The organism is Curtobacterium sp. BNK-1, assembly GCF_048685235.1.
Lineage (GTDB): Bacteria > Pseudomonadota > Gammaproteobacteria > Enterobacterales > Enterobacteriaceae > Pantoea > Pantoea agglomerans.
Genome location: NZ_JBLQTJ010000001.1, coordinates 1,592,789 through 1,607,396, shown reverse-complemented (window position 1 = coordinate 1,607,396; position 14,608 = coordinate 1,592,789). Strand labels below are relative to the sequence as shown.

The 14,608-nt window shown below is 56.8% G+C and carries 10 protein-coding genes; 7 read left to right on the top strand and 3 right to left on the bottom strand.

Annotated elements, in window-relative coordinates; genetic code table 11:
* Positions 1–88: 88 nt before the first annotated feature.
* A complete protein-coding gene (gene katE, locus ACMGGP_RS07645) occupies positions 89–2,353 on the top strand; it encodes a catalase HPII (protein ID WP_010245500.1) in 2,265 nt (754 codons plus the stop codon).
* Positions 2,354–2,421: 68 nt separating this feature from the next.
* On the opposite strand, the gene ACMGGP_RS07640 is transcribed toward katE, so the two are convergent.
* The gene (locus ACMGGP_RS07640; protein ID WP_498798324.1) at positions 2,422–4,080 is read right to left on the bottom strand and encodes a methyl-accepting chemotaxis protein; all 1,659 of its coding nucleotides are present in this window, start codon (positions 4,078–4,080) and stop codon (positions 2,422–2,424) included.
* A 222-nt stretch (positions 4,081–4,302) separates the two neighbouring features.
* Between ACMGGP_RS07640 and ACMGGP_RS07635 the strand changes: the two genes are divergently transcribed.
* Entirely contained in the window at positions 4,303–5,559 is a 1,257-nt protein-coding gene (locus ACMGGP_RS07635) for a mechanosensitive ion channel family protein (protein ID WP_010245507.1), read from the top strand.
* 54 nt (positions 5,560–5,613) lie between these two features.
* Here the strand turns inward: ACMGGP_RS07635 and ACMGGP_RS07630 are convergent, their stop codons facing one another.
* Positions 5,614–5,910: a hypothetical protein gene (locus ACMGGP_RS07630; RefSeq protein ID WP_033767119.1), complete on the bottom strand. Its 297-nt coding sequence runs from the start codon at positions 5,908–5,910 to the stop codon at positions 5,614–5,616.
* A gap of 434 nt (positions 5,911–6,344) precedes the next feature.
* Here ACMGGP_RS07630 and treZ point away from each other — a divergent pair, with 434 nt between their 5' ends.
* The 4 genes from treZ (at position 6,345) to budC (ending at position 13,680) form a co-directional block, all read left to right on the top strand.
* Positions 6,345–8,129: a malto-oligosyltrehalose trehalohydrolase gene (gene treZ / locus ACMGGP_RS07625; protein ID WP_307380030.1), complete on the top strand. Its 1,785-nt coding sequence runs from the start codon at positions 6,345–6,347 to the stop codon at positions 8,127–8,129.
* Entirely contained in the window at positions 8,126–10,654 is a 2,529-nt protein-coding gene (treY, locus tag ACMGGP_RS07620) for a malto-oligosyltrehalose synthase (protein WP_498798323.1), read from the top strand. The genes treZ and treY overlap by 4 nt, the downstream gene beginning before the upstream one ends.
* Before the next feature lie 59 nt (positions 10,655–10,713).
* Positions 10,714–12,789 (top strand): glycogen debranching protein GlgX, encoded by a 2,076-nt coding sequence (gene glgX / locus ACMGGP_RS07615; RefSeq protein WP_045140403.1) that lies wholly within the window; start codon positions 10,714–10,716, stop codon positions 12,787–12,789.
* A gap of 126 nt (positions 12,790–12,915) precedes the next feature.
* Positions 12,916–13,680: a meso-2,3-butanediol dehydrogenase gene (budC, locus tag ACMGGP_RS07610; RefSeq protein ID WP_010245522.1), complete on the top strand. Its 765-nt coding sequence runs from the start codon at positions 12,916–12,918 to the stop codon at positions 13,678–13,680.
* 114 nt (positions 13,681–13,794) lie between these two features.
* Here the strand turns inward: budC and ACMGGP_RS07605 are convergent, their stop codons facing one another.
* Complete coding sequence (locus ACMGGP_RS07605) at positions 13,795–14,076, bottom strand: hypothetical protein (RefSeq protein WP_498798322.1); 282 nt, start codon at positions 14,074–14,076, stop codon at positions 13,795–13,797.
* 371 nt (positions 14,077–14,447) lie between these two features.
* Here ACMGGP_RS07605 and ACMGGP_RS07600 point away from each other — a divergent pair, with 371 nt between their 5' ends.
* The gene (locus ACMGGP_RS07600; protein ID WP_022625733.1) at positions 14,448–14,606 is read left to right on the top strand and encodes a hypothetical protein; all 159 of its coding nucleotides are present in this window, start codon (positions 14,448–14,450) and stop codon (positions 14,604–14,606) included.
* Positions 14,607–14,608 lie beyond the last annotated feature (2 nt).

Sequence of the window (14,608 nt, the reverse complement as noted above, 5' to 3'; positions counted from 1 at the left end):
GTTAAATGCCCGATTTAACCTCAGTATTGTTCAGGTTGTTCTATATTTAGTGTCGTCGAAAGTAAAATAACAGCTGGAGCATGAATTAATGTCGAAAGAAACAGAGAAGAAACCCCTGAGCGAGCGCGCCCCCACCACCGGTCCGGAATCCTCAGAGCCGGGTCTGGGTTCACTGGCACCAAAAGATGGTTCGCATCAGCCCCCAGCCGAACCGACTCCGCCAGGCAAGCAGCCCACCGCCCCAGGCAGCCTGAAAGCGCCTCAGACGCACAACGCCAAACTTGACCAGCTTGAAGCCAGCCGCAAAAACGGCACCGACCGCGCCCTCACCACCAACCAGGGCACACGCATCGCCAACGATCAAAACTCACTGCGTGCCGGTTCGCGCGGTCCGACGCTGCTGGAAGACTTTATTATGCGTGAGAAAATCACGCACTTTGATCATGAGCGTATCCCGGAACGTATTGTTCATGCCCGTGGCTCAGCCGCACATGGCTATTTTCAGCCTTACCGCTCCCTGAAAGATCTGACCAAAGCGCAGTTCCTCAGCGATCCCGAGCAGACCACGCCGGTTTTCGTGCGTTTCTCCACGGTTCAGGGCGGTGCCGGATCGGCTGATACCGTGCGTGACATTCGCGGTTTCGCCGCCAAGTTCTACACCGAAGAGGGTGTCTTTGACCTGGTGGGCAACAACACGCCGGTGTTCTTTATTCAGGATGCGCATAAGTTCCCTGACTTTGTGCATGCCGTTAAGCCGGAACCGCATAACGAAATCCCGCAGGGCCAGAGCGCCCATGACACCTTCTGGGATTACGTCTCTCTGCAGCCGGAAACCATGCACAACGTCATCTGGGCGATGTCTGACCGGGGTATTCCGCGCAGCTATCGCACCATGGAAGGCTTTGGTATTCACACCTTCCGCCTGATTAACGCAGAAGGTAAAGCGACCTTTGTCCGTTTCCACTGGAAGCCGGTGGCCGGTAAAGCGTCGCTGCTGTGGGACGAGTCACAGAAACTGACCGGTCGCGATCCCGATTTCCATCGCCGCGATCTGTGGGAAGCCATTGAAGCGGGTGATTTCCCGGAATATGAACTGGGCCTGCAGCTGATCCCGGAAGAGGATGAGTTCAAATTTGACTTCGATATTCTGGATGCCACCAAGCTGATCCCGGAAGCGCTGGTGCCGGTTGAGATTGTCGGCAAGATGGTACTTAACCGTAATCCGGACAACTTCTTTGCTGAAACCGAGCAGGTGGCGTTCCACCCGGGTCATATCGTGCCGGGCCTCGATTTCTCCAACGATCCGCTGCTGCAGGGTCGTCTGTTCTCCTATACCGATACGCAAATCAGTCGTCTGGGCGGACCGAACTTCCATGAGATCCCGATCAACCGTCCGACCTGCCCGTACCATAACTTCCAGCGTCAGGGCATGCATCGTCAGGATATCGACACCAATCCGGCGAACTACGAGCCGAATTCGATCAACGATAACTGGCCGCGTGAAACCCCACCTGCTGCAGAAGGCGGCGGCTTCGAGAGCTATCAGGAGCGGATTGAGGGCCATAAAGTGCGCGAGCGCAGCCCCTCATTTGGTGAGTACTATGCGCAGCCTCGCCTGTTCTGGCTGAGCCAGACTGAAGTCGAGCAGCAGCACATCATTGGCGCCTACTCGTTTGAACTGAGTAAAGTGGCGCGTGCTTATATCCGTGAGCGTGTGGTGGATCATCTGGCACGCATCGATACTAAACTGGCGCAGGGCGTGGCGGATAACCTGGGACTCGCTCTGACGGATGAGCAGCTCAACATTCAGCCGCCTGCACCAGTGAATGGCCTGACTAAAGATGACAGCCTGAGCCTCTACGCCATTCCGGATGGCGAGATTAAAGGTCGCCAGGTCGCACTGCTGCTCAGCGATGGTGTGAAGGCGGCTGATGTGCTGGCGATTTTGCAGGCGCTGAAAGCGGTGGGTGTTCACGCCAAACTGCTGGCTCCGCATATGGGCCAGGTGCGCGCCGATGATGGTTCAGTGCTGCCGGTCGATGCGACGTTCGCCGGTCTGCCCTCTCTGACCTTTGATGCGGTGATGGTGCCGGATGGCAATATCGATGCCCTGCTGCTGAGCGGCGATGCCCGTTACTTCCTGCTGGAAGCCTACAAGCACCTCAAGGTGATTGGTCTGGTGGGCGAAGCGCGCCGCTTTAAAGCACAGTTTGGTCTGGAGGATGCGGATCAGGAAGAAGGTATTGTGCAGGGCGACTCGGCGGAGAGCGCGCTGATGTCTGAGTTCACTCAGGCGATGAAAGCGCACCGCGTCTGGTCGCGCAGCCAGAAGGCACAGTCCGTCCCGGCCTGATGTCAGCGGCATGATGCTGCATGCCGCGTCACAAAATAAAAAACCGCCCTTCGGGGCGGTTTTTTTTATCAGAAGGTCTGCCAGTTATCGTTGTCCGCCAGGCGGGCAGGCTGAAGTTTTGGCACGGCAAGGGCTTTCGCCACCGGCGCAGCAGAGAACGCCACCTGCAGAGTGCCGGTTTTGAATACCGATACCGTTTTACGCAGGTAGCTTGCCTGCTCTTCCAGTGAGGCGGCAGCAGTCGCGGACTCCTCCACCAGCGCGGCGTTCTGCTGCGTCACACCATCCATTTCCGAGACCGCTTTGCAGACCTGCTCAATGCCACGGGTCTGTTCAGTAGAGGAGGCCGCGATCTCTTCGATCAGCTGCGTGACACGACTCACCGACGTCACGATGCTCTCCATCGCGACGCCCGCCTGAGAAGCATGACCGGCACCGGTTTTAATCCGCTCGGCTGAGCGGTCGATCAGTCCCCGGATCTCCTGCGCGGCGCTGGCGCTGCGCCCGGCCAGCGAGCGCACTTCACCCGCTACCACTGCAAATCCACGACCCTGCTCACCGGCACGCGCGGCTTCAACGGCGGCGTTCAGCGCCAGAATATTGGTCTGGAAGGCAATACTGTCGATAATGGCGATGATACCGGCGATCTGATTCGAGCTTTCGCTGATCTGATCCATGTTGGCGATGACCCGGGCGACAGTCTCACCGCCCTGCATGGCCGTGGCTGAAGCCTCTTTCGCTACCGTGGTCGCCTGCTGCGCATTGTCTGCATTGAGTTTCACCGTTGAGGTGAGCTGCTCCATACTGGCTGCGGTCTGTTCCAGCGCGGCAGCCTGCTGTTCGGTACGGGAAGAGAGATCGGTGCTGCCCGCAGAGATTTCCGCTGCACCGGTAAAGATAGAGCGGGTGGCGTCATCGACCGAGGTAATGGTCACCACCAGCGCATCGCGCATCTGTTGCAGCTCCTGAATCAGCAGGCCCATCTCATTGCGGCCTTCGTGCTGAATATCGGAGGTCAGATCGCCGCCCGAAATGGCGCGCATATGGCCGGTCAGCCTGCCCAGTGGGCCAATCAGCAATTTCTGCAGCCCAATCCAGACCGCGACCCCAATCACGCCGGTGATCAGGCCGATAGTCAGCAGCGCCCAGAGCGCATCCGTCAGGCTACGCTGGTTATGCTCCGAGGACGCTTTCATCAGCTGGATGTTCACTGCACGCCAGGCCTCATAAGCACTGTCGAGCTGGTCCTGCGCCGCCTGCGCTTCAAGGTTGCCGTAGCCCGCGTAGTTGCCCTGCTTCAGAAAGGTAATCGAGGCCAGCATGGTGTCACGCATCTGCTGGTAGGCTGACTGCACCTGCGTCGCCTGGGCTTCACCCTGGCCCTCTTTGCGCGGCAGCGCCTGCCAGGCTTTGAAGTCCGCATCGGCGGCAGCAGCAGACTTTCCAGCCTGCTCCAGCAGCGCAGCCATGGCTGCCAGTGATTTTGGATCCTGCTGATTTTTCAGGAAACGGATTGCCACGCGGTTGATGGTGACGCGGGTTTTGATCAGGGTTTTTACCGCGTCACTCAGGTGCTGCTGCTGCAGCGTAAGCTGCTCTGCCGCCACGAAGTTTTTGTCGGCTTTTGAGACGCCGTTATAGAACAGGAATCCGGTCAGGGTCAGTAACGCCACAAAGATCACCAGAACAGCAGCGATACCGTGAGTGATTTTAATATTTTTAAGCATGTCCGCAGGCTCATATCAGAGGAGATAAAGCTGTTATCGGCCAGCGCGGCGTTTATCTGAGTGTTGCACCAGAGAAGGTAACAATCCGCAGGATGGAGGGTGCTGTCAGCGCGCCGTTACGCAAAAAAAGCGGTGCGGCTCAGCCTGAACGCATTCGGCGCTTAACAACCGTCCCCGTGCTGTGGTTGAATTCGCCCCTTATCTTTTTTGCACGTGGTTATCATGCATTACATTCAGAGTCTGATGAGTTTTATTGAGGGAAACAGGGTACTGTCGATCAGCTTCAGCCTGTTGCTGCTGATTATGGCCGGGATGGTCACTCACCTGATCTGCAAATTTTTCATTGTCAAAGTGATCAGGAAGGTCTTTTTCAGCAGCCACAAAAAGGGCGTGCCGCTGGATAAAGATGTCCGCCTCTCTCAGAAGCTGTCAAATTTTGTGCCGGTGATTGTGGTCTACAATTTCCTGCAGTTTATGCCGGGCCTGCCTGAAAATCTGAAAGTGGCGATTCAGACCATCTGCGGCATCCTGTTTTTTGTCTATCTGTCGATCTTCTTCAACGAAGTGCTGGAGATTGTTAACAACTCCTATTCGCGCAAATCAAAACGCAAGAATCACTCGATCAAAGGCTATATCCAGATCGGAAAAATTCTGGTGCATATTATCGCCGCGATCATGATTCTGGCGATTATGTCCAACAAGTCGCCGGCGATTATCATCTCCTCGCTGGGTGCGGTCGCCGCGGTGCTGATGCTGATTTTCCAGCATACGCTGCTGTCGCTGGTGGCGAATATTCAGCTCTCCTCTAACGATGTGCTGCAACTGGGCGACTGGATTGAGATGCCGGACAGAAATATCAGTGGTGAAGTGATCGATATTGCTCTGCATACCATCACCATCCGCAACTGGGACAACACCATTTCGCGCATCCCGACCAAGAACTTCCTGACCGAGACCTACACCAACTGGCAGGCGATGTTCTCCTCGGGCGCACGCCGCATCATGCGCAGCTTTTATCTTGATCAGAAGTCGATCACCTTTGTGAATCAGGAGATGCTGCAGGCGATGAGCCAGATCCGTCTCGCTGGCGAATCGATCACTGAGCTGCTGGATGGGCGTGATATCAATGCCGTGGGCGACCGCTGGTTTATGGAGAACGGCATCACCAATCTGATGGTGTTCCGTAAATACCTGACCGCCTGGCTGGCGCAGCGTGACGACATTCAGAAAGAGATGTATATCGTGGTGCGACCGCTGAAACCGTCGCCGGATGGATTGCCGGTGGAGATCTACTGCTTCACCTCCTCTATTTTCTGGGCCGATTATGAAAATACTCAGGCAGCGATCTTTGAGTATATCTACGCGATGGCCCGCCACTTTGAGCTGCAGATTTATCAGCATCCGGCAGGATCCGATTTTGCCCGTCTGGCTCAGCCGCGCCCCGACAGCCGGGATGCACAGCAGAGCGGCGGGCAGTAACCAGAATACGCGGTGGCGATCTGCCGCCGCCGTGATTCACGTTTGCTCAGCGCATTAACTTTTACTCAGCGCATAGTTCAGCACTTTGTCATTTTTCATCTGCACGGTCAGCGTCTGCCCTTCGGTGGTATTCAGGGTGCGCGCCTCGCTGTAGGTCCACTTCAGCAACCGTTGCCCGTCCGGGTAAGGCGTTTCACTGTCAGGCTGACCGAACAGCGCGATCAGCTGGGCTTTAGTGGTCTGACCGGCATGAATTTGCTGCAGATTACTGCTGTCCAGCCTGTGTCCGACCCGGTTAGAACAGGCGGAGACCAGCAACAACAACGCGGCTAACAGAACTCTTTTCCTCACGTAACATCCTTCTGAAGTGTTCAGCGCCGCAGGTCATCCGGAGCGACCTGCGCCATCGCGCATAAGCTTATAGCGAATCGGCGCCATCCGGCAGGCTTTTCTGCGCCTGGTTCCTGCTTTCGCCCCGCCGGATGCAGATTCACAGCAATTAACGCAAATTAATGCCTCTCCACCTCCCGCCGCCCTGCGATTGCAACATCTTAGTCTATGATTACTCTCTGTATGCCGCGTGGAAGCGGTCTCACGGCCCGTTTTCCGCCACACCACGCTGAATACCAGTCCGGCTTTCTGACTGAAGAGACGCGCCAGCCCACCTGGCCTCCTGGTCTCCTGGTCTCGCTGATAGCTTTAAGATTTTTTGACGCTTGCGTCATCGACATCCTTTTCGTGCGGTGGCCACCATCGCGCATTTCCAGGCTAAATGAGGCAACTGAATGGAATCCAAATCTTTTTTTAAAAGTTGGGGCGCTGAACGGGTTGCCAGCGACGAGGTGCGTTTCCGCCTCTGGGCAACCGGTCAGCAACGCGTGACGCTACGGCTCTCCGGTAAAGACATTGAGATGACGCCGCAGGCTGACGGCTGGTTTGAAACTCAGGTCGCTGGTGTGGCAGCCAATGCCGAATATGATTATGTGCTGGCCGATGGTACAACGGTGCCCGATCCCGCCGCCCGCGCTCAGAAAGCAGAGGTCAATGGCCCGTCGCTGGTGATCGATCCTGACGCTTATCAGTGGCAGAACACGAGCTGGAAGGGTCGTCCATGGCAGGAGTCGGTGGTGTATGAACTGCACATCGGCACCTTTACGACTGAGGGCACCTTCCGGGCGGCGATTGAGAAGCTGCCAACGCTGGCTGAAACCGGCATTACCATGATTGAAGTGCTGCCGGTGTCGCAGTTCGGCGGGAATCGCGGCTGGGGCTACGATGGCGTGCTGCTCTATGCACCGCATGCTGCCTACGGCACACCCGATGATTTTAAAGCCTTTATTGACGCAGCACACGGCCACGGTCTGTCGGTAGTGCTGGATATCGTGCTGAACCACTTCGGCCCTGAGGGCAACTATCTGCCGCTGCTCTCACCAGACTTCTTCCACAAAGAGCGCCAGACGCCATGGGGCGCCGGTATCGCCTATGACGTTGATGCGGTGCGCCGCTATATCGTGGAAGCGCCGCTCTACTGGCTGCAGGAGTTTAATCTGGATGGCCTGCGCTTTGACGCCATCGATCAGATTGACGATCCCAGCGACAAGCATGTGCTGATTGACATTGCTGAGCGCATCCGCGCCACGATTACCGATCGCCCTATTCATCTGACCACCGAAGATTGCCGTAACGTCACCTTCCTGCATCCGCGTGACGAAAACGGGGACGCTCCGCTGTTTACTGGCGAATGGAACGATGACTTCCACAACGCCGTGCATGTGCTGGCAACCGGTGAAAGCCACGCCTATTACCAGGATTTCGCCGACCAGCCAGAACAGCGGGTTGCGCGGGCGCTGGCAGAAGGCTTTGTCTATCAGGGCGAAGTCTCGCCGCAGTCGGGTGAACCACGCGGCGTGAAAAGCAGCAGCCAGCCGCCGGTCGCCTTTGTCGACTTCATCCAGAACCATGACCAGACGGGCAACCGTGCGCAGGGCGAAAGGCTCATCAGCCTGGCCGGCGCAGAGCGCACCCAGGTGCTGCTGGCGATGTTACTGGTCTCGCCTCATATTCCGCTGCTGTTTATGGGTGAAGAGTATGGCGAAACCCGGCCGTTCCTGTTCTTCACCGATTTCCACGGCGATCTGGCCAAAGCGGTGCGTGAAGGTCGCGCAAGAGAGTTTGAAGGCCATGCCGGTCACGGCGAAACTGTGCCGGATCCCAACGATGTCACCACCTTTGAACAGTCGAAGCTTAACTGGCAGCGAACAGAAACGCCGGAAGGTCAGCAGTGGCTGGCGCTGACGCGTCAGCTGCTGGCCCTGCGTCAGCAACATATCGTGCCGCTGCTGCAGACTGCCGGTGGCGATGCCGGTCAGGTGGTGAAAACGGCGGAAGGTTTCCTCGCGGTGCGCTGGGACTTCCCGCAGGGCACGCTGTCACTGGCGCTGAACGTCGGCAACAGCACACAGCCGATCCCCGATCTGCCAGGCGAAACGCTGTTTGCCTGGCCGCAGGCCGCCAGCGAACTGATTCCCAACGCTATCGTGGTTCGCCTGGCTAAGAGAGAAGCAGAATGAATATTCCAACCGCAACGTACCGCATTCAGTTCCGCAACGGCATGACGTTTGACCGTGCGGCGGCGCTGGTGCCCTACCTGAAACAGCTGGGTATCAGCCATCTTTACGCGTCACCGATCTTCAGCGCTACTGCTGAATCGACCCACGGCTATGACGTGACCGACGTTAACCAGATCGAGCCGTCGATTGGCGGCCGTGAAGGATTTGATCGCATGGCTGCTGCGCTGAAAGCGGCCGGGCTGGGGCTGATCCTCGACATCGTGCCCAACCATATGGCCGCCTCGCTGGAGAACCCGTGGTGGCGCGACGTCATTGAGCATGGCGAACAGAGCCGCTATGCGCATTACTTCGATATCGACTGGTCACGCCGCCTGACGCTGCCGTTCCTCGGTGACACCTTTGAGGCGGTGCTGGCCAACGGCGAGATCAGCGTGAAGCGCGATCCGCAGACCGGCAAACCGGCGCTGGCCTACTTCGACAATTTCTATCCGCTGGCACCTGAGACCTGGCAGGATCGGGAAGAAGCGGTGCTCGCCCTGCGCGACGCGGCGGAGATTGCTGAACTGCATGACCAGCAGCCGTGGCGGCTGATGTCGTGGCGCGATGCGCCCAACGATCTCTCCTACCGTCGCTTCTTTGAAGTCACCGGTCTGGTAGGCGTGCGCGTGGAAGACAAAACGGTCTTTGATGCCGCGCATGAGCTGATCCTGGAACTGGTTCACAGCGGTGCGGTGCAGGGCTTACGCGTCGACCACGTGGATGGCCTGGCCGATCCGCACGGCTATCTGGAGCAGTTACGCCAGGCTGCCGGTCCCGACTGCTATCTCACCGTGGAGAAAATCCTGGGTGACAATGAACAGCTGCCTGATGCATGGCCGGTTTCCGGCACCACCGGATATGAATTTATGGCCGCACTCGCCAATCTGCTGGTCGACAGCGATCAGCTGAGCGGACTGCGCAAAGCGTATCAGGCCGTCATCGGTAAAACCGTTGATATGAAAGCGGAGCTGCGCGCCGCCAAACTGTTGATGGCAAACCGCAATTTTGCCGGTGAATTTAACCGGTTACTGCAGCTGGCACTGAAGATTGCCGACGCAGAAGGTACGCCACAGCCGGAAGCGGAACTGAAGAATGCGCTGCGTGAACTGCTGGTGGCGTTCCCGGTCTATCGCACCTATGGTACGCCGCAGGGCCTGACCCCAGCCGACACCGCGCTGTTGCAACAGGTGGTCAGCGAGGTGAAAGCCAGTGCCCATGCGCCCGACAGTCAGGCGCTTGATTTCCTGACCCATATTCTGCGCGCAGAGGTTGCCGACTCCGCTCGCGACGATGCCACGCAATTCCGCACCCGCTTCCAGCAGCTGACCGGACCGCTGATGGCGAAATCGGTGGAAGATACCCTCTTCTTCCGTCAGCACATGGCGCTGGCGCTGAATGAAGTCGGCGCTGAACCGCTGGCGCGCCACTTCTCGCTGGATCAGTTTCACGCTGAAATGCAGGCGCGGCGCGAACATCAGCCCGATGCGCTGTCGGGCACCTCTACGCACGACACCAAGCGCGGTGAAGATGCGCGTGCGCGACTCTATACCCTTACCGAAGCGCCGCAACGCTGGGCGGATTGCGTCAACCGCTGGCGGGAGATGAACCACGATCAGGTCGTACGTCTGAAAGATGGTCCGGCACCCGAACCGGCCGTGGAATGGATGCTGTATGAAGCGCTGGCGGGCGTCTGGCCAACCACCCTGCTGCCGCAGGATGCGGAAGGTCTGGCGGCGCTGGAAGCCCGCTTTGTGGTCTATGTGGAAAAAGCGCTGCGTGAAGCCAAGCTGCGTACCGACTGGGCCGACAATAACGACGCCTATGAGGAGGCAGTGCTGGGCTATGCCCGTCACCTGCTTGCGCCCGCCAACAGCACCTTCCTCAATGACTTCTGCCAGTCGCTGCAACCCTTTATGCGTGCCGGTCTGGTCAACAGTCTGACACAGACTGTGGTGAAGCTTACCGCGCCTGGCGTACCCGATATTTATCAGGGCAGCGAGGCACTGGACTTCAGCCTGGTCGATCCGGATAACCGCCGCGAACCCGATTTCGACGCGCTGGCGGCGATGCTTAACGCGCCACAGCACGACGGCAGCGAGGCGCACTGGCTGCGTGGTCAGGTCAATCAGCAGGCGATTGTGACGCTGCTGACGCTGCGTCAGCAACAGCCTGCCCTGTTCCGCCACGGTGACTATCTGGCACTGTCGGCAGAGGGCGAGCAGCAGAATAATGTGCTGGCCTTTGCCCGCACCAAACAGGATCAGGCGGTGATAGTGGTTGTGTCACGCCGGGTCTTTAACCAGCTTCCGGAGAATCTCGACCAGCCGCCCGCTGCGCGCTGGGCTGACACGGTCATTGCGCTGCCCACCGCACTGAGCCAGCGCCGCTACCAGGATGTGCTGACCGGTAAAACGGTGGCTGCGGGCGACCAGTTGCCGCTTACCGGGCTGGCATCGCAGTGGTGTGCCGTGCTGGTGGCACAGTGAATTCCGGAAAGAACTTTTTTTATTACGCGTCAATCTGTTCATTGAATAACGAGGCATAAATGTCAAACAGTCAGCGTTTTGAAATTACGGCGGGATACAGCCATTTACTGGGGGCCAACTTTGATGGTCAGGGCGTGAACTTCGCCCTGTTCAGCGCCCACGCCGAGCGGGTTGAACTCTGTCTGTACGATCCCAGCGGTAAAACGGAAATTGCCCGTCTGGAGCTGCCGGAATATACCCATGAAGTATGGCACGGCTATATTCCGGGCCTGCAGCCCGGCGCGCTCTATGGCTATCGCGTTTATGGCCCTTATGACCCGGAAAATGGTCATCGCTTTAACCCGAACAAGCTGCTGCTCGATCCCTACGCCCGTGAACTGGCGGGAGACATCGCGTGGAACGAGGCGCACTTCGCTTACGATCTCTATCATGACGATAAAGATCTGACCTTCGACAGCCGCGACAGCGCGCCGTTTACGCCAAAGTGCCGGGTGATCGATCCCAACGAATTCGACTGGCAGGATAAAAACCGCCCGAATGTGCCGTGGCCGAAAACCGTCATCTATGAAACCCACGTTAAGGGCTTCACGCAGCTCAACACCGCCCTGCCACCTGAAATGCGCGGCACCTTTGACGGCATGAGCCACAAATCGACCGTCGACTACATCAAAAGCCTGGGCATTACCTCGGTCGAACTGCTGCCGGTACACTGGTTCCCGGATGACCAGCACCTGCTGGATAAAGGGTTGAAAAACTTCTGGGGATATAACACGCTGAACTTCTTTGCCCCCGCCACCCGCTACTTTGGGCCGCGCGGCATTCAGGGCTTCCGTGACATGGTGCGAGCCTTCCATGATGCCGGTATTGAGGTGATCCTCGACGTGGTTTACAACCACACCGCCGAGGGGAATGAGCTGGGGCCAACGCTGTCGTTTAAAGGCATCGATAACTTCTCCTATTACCGTACGTTGCCAGACCAGCATCGCTATTACATCAACGACACCGGTACCGGTAACACCGTCAACACCTCGCATCCGCGTGTGCTGCAGATGGTGCTCGATTCGCTGCGTTACTGGTCAGAATCAATGCATATCGACGGCTTCCGTTTCGATCTGGGTACCATTCTCGGTCGCGAGCCTGATGGTTTTGACCCGCGCGGCGGCTTCTTCGATGCCATCATGCAGGACCCGGTCCTGTCGCAGAAAAAGCTGATTGGTGAACCCTGGGATATCGGTCCGGGCGGCTATCAGGTGGGCAGCTTCCCGCCAGGCTGGGCAGAATGGAACGATCAGTATCGCGATACGGTGCGTGACTACTGGAAAGGCAACAACGTCTCCACAGACTTTGCTGCCCGCCTGCTGGGTTCCGGCGATCTCTACGATCAGCACGGTCGTCGTCCATGGGCCAGCGTCAACTTTATCACCGCACACGATGGCTTCACCCTCAACGATCTGGTGTCGTACAACGACAAACATAACGCGGAGAATGGCGAAGACAACAACGACGGCCACAACGACAACCGCTCCTACAACTACGGAGTTGAAGGCCCGACCGATGATGAAGGCATCAACGCGGTGCGCGAGCGTCAGAAGCGCAACTTCCTCGCCACGCTGATCTTCTCACACGGTACGCCAATGCTGCTGGCGGGCGACGAGTTTGGCCGCAGCCAGATGGGCAACAACAATGGCTACTGCCAGGACAGCGAAATCTCCTGGGTACACTGGGATAACCTGCCGGAATCTGCCGAGGCGCTGCGCGAGTTCACCCGCCAGATCCTGACGTTACGTGCTCAGCAGCCGTTACTGCGCCGTGAAAACTGGCGTGATGGCATGGATATTAAATGGTTTAACGCCGGTGGCGGCTTCCAGCAGGCTGAGCAGTGGGACGAAGGCTCAACGCTGGGGGTTTATATCGGCCGACCAGACCTCCAGACCGAGGAAGGCATCTGGCACGACGTCCTGATGCTGTTCAATCCGTTTGAAGGCAATGTACCGTTCCAGATCCCGCAGTTTGGTGAAGGCGGCTGGGTGCTGGAACTGACCACCAGCGACACCGAGAAGCGCGGTCTGGTGATCACCAAAGAGAAGGATTTCGAACTGGAAGGACGCAGCTTCGCCCTGTTCAGACGTCCATAGCCGCTCACCCGGTTAAAAAGCAGTCATCTGGCGCAGCGCATTTCGCGCTGCGCTTGTGTTTCTGGCGATCGCTGCCAGGCTTAACCGGTTGTTAACAGTGAGAATTGATGCTGAAAAGGAGGCATAATGTCCAGATTTACGCAGAAAGTTGTGGTTGTGACAGGTGCCGGATCCGGCATTGGCGAAGCCAGCGCAAAACGCTTCGCTGAAGAGGGTGCATCAGTGGTGCTGGTGGGCCGTACCGCGCAGAAACTGGAAGAGACGCTGGCCGACATGACGCCAGGCGATCACCTGGTGGCTGCCTGCGACGTCTCAGAAGCCGCACAGGTTAAACAGCTGTCAGAAACCGTGCTGAAGAAGTATGGCCGTGTTGACGTGCTGGTAAATAATGCCGGCGTCATCGTGCAGGGCCGCATTCATGAAGTCGACCTCGACGCATGGAAAACCCTGATGAAAACTGACCTTGATGGGGTCTTCCACGGCGTACACTATTTCATGCCTGCCCTGTTAAAGAGCAAAGGCAACGTGGTTAACATCTCTTCCGTTTCCGGCTTAGGCGGCGACTGGGGTATGAGCATCTACAACGCGGCTAAAGGGGCGATTACCAACTTCACCCGTGCGCTGGCGATGGACTACGGCGCAGATGGCGTGCGGGTCAATGCAATCTGTCCCGGCTTTACCTTTACCGATCTGACCGAAGATGCCAAACAGGATCAGGCGCTGCTGGAGCGCTTTTACGACCGTATTCCACTGCGCCGGGCCGGTGAAGCGGATGATATCGCCCGTGCCATTCTCTTTATTGCCAGCGATGAAGCCAGTTATATTACCGGCGTTAATCTGCCGGTTGATGGCGGAATTACCGCTTCAAATGGCCAGCCTAAACAGGCTTAAATAAAGAACAGGGCAGCGTCTTTACGCTGCCTTTTTTTATTCTAACCGGCCCGCAGCATTAATTCCCTTTATTATCCTTCTGCCACAGCAGAACAATAACTGCCTGCATACAAATTAATGTTTTGGCGTATGGCGGGTTGGCGTTGCCGCGCGTGCCGGTTTAATTGCCGTGCTGCTGGTCGGGCAAATAAAAGTGCTCAGGCAGGCATTACAGAGTATGGCATTAGCGTGATGGACTTTCGCCACGGCCAGCGCCTGCTGGCGGGTATAAAGCGAACCAATAAAAACGCGTTTATCGTTCTTTGACAGATTAACGCAACCTTCTTTGTGTAAAATCCATCCACCCATGGGACGCGGGCACAGATAATAGTAGCTGGCTTTGAGCATGGTAGTCATCCTGATAGTTGCTGTATGTATCTTAAAAAACGAACCAAAATTCGTAAGAGGTTTTTTTTGTAATCTGAAGCTTTATTAAACTAACTGAGAATTATCCCTAAAACCACTTTATTGCGTGAGTCTGGCTGACTTTGAGAATATGCCCTTTCTCATTGCTTATGTCGCTTCAGGCATTCCACGCGCTGTAACGCCCTCACCCTCACTGTCGCCCCGCTTACATTTATACTGCTAATGCATCATTAAAAAAGCAAAAAACAAAATAAAATTTAAAAAACAATAGTTTATAAAATCAATCCGCGCGCCATGGGTGACGCGCTACTCAGATATGATTAGAGCAGAAGCTGAAAAATATCATCCCCGCAGGGGTATTTATGAGTATTGATAAACTGAACCTGAATAAGAGTGAAAGTGGTGCACAGCGTGCCTTTAAGCGGAACGCCAGCTCCCCTGGCATCAGGGATTTATCAATACCAGCGGGCGTAATTAACAGCGACCGGCTTGAAAAAGTAAAACGATCGGTTTACTTTTAAAG

What these genes read in the sequence shown, in the direction of transcription:
- katE (WP_010245500.1), top strand. Translation starts at nt 89, where the DNA reads ATGTCGAAAGAAACAGAGAAGAAACCCCTGAGCGAGCGCGCCCCCACC.
- ACMGGP_RS07640 (WP_498798324.1), bottom strand. Translation starts at nt 4,080, where the DNA reads ATGCTTAAAAATATTAAAATCACTCACGGTATCGCTGCTGTTCTGGTG.
- ACMGGP_RS07635 (WP_010245507.1), top strand. Translation starts at nt 4,303, where the DNA reads ATGCATTACATTCAGAGTCTGATGAGTTTTATTGAGGGAAACAGGGTA.
- treZ (WP_307380030.1), top strand. Translation starts at nt 6,345, where the DNA reads ATGGAATCCAAATCTTTTTTTAAAAGTTGGGGCGCTGAACGGGTTGCC.
- treY (WP_498798323.1), top strand. Translation starts at nt 8,126, where the DNA reads ATGAATATTCCAACCGCAACGTACCGCATTCAGTTCCGCAACGGCATG.
- glgX (WP_045140403.1), top strand. Translation starts at nt 10,714, where the DNA reads ATGTCAAACAGTCAGCGTTTTGAAATTACGGCGGGATACAGCCATTTA.
- budC (WP_010245522.1), top strand. Translation starts at nt 12,916, where the DNA reads ATGTCCAGATTTACGCAGAAAGTTGTGGTTGTGACAGGTGCCGGATCC.
- ACMGGP_RS07605 (WP_498798322.1), bottom strand. Translation starts at nt 14,076, where the DNA reads ATGACTACCATGCTCAAAGCCAGCTACTATTATCTGTGCCCGCGTCCC.
- ACMGGP_RS07600 (WP_022625733.1), top strand. Translation starts at nt 14,448, where the DNA reads ATGAGTATTGATAAACTGAACCTGAATAAGAGTGAAAGTGGTGCACAG.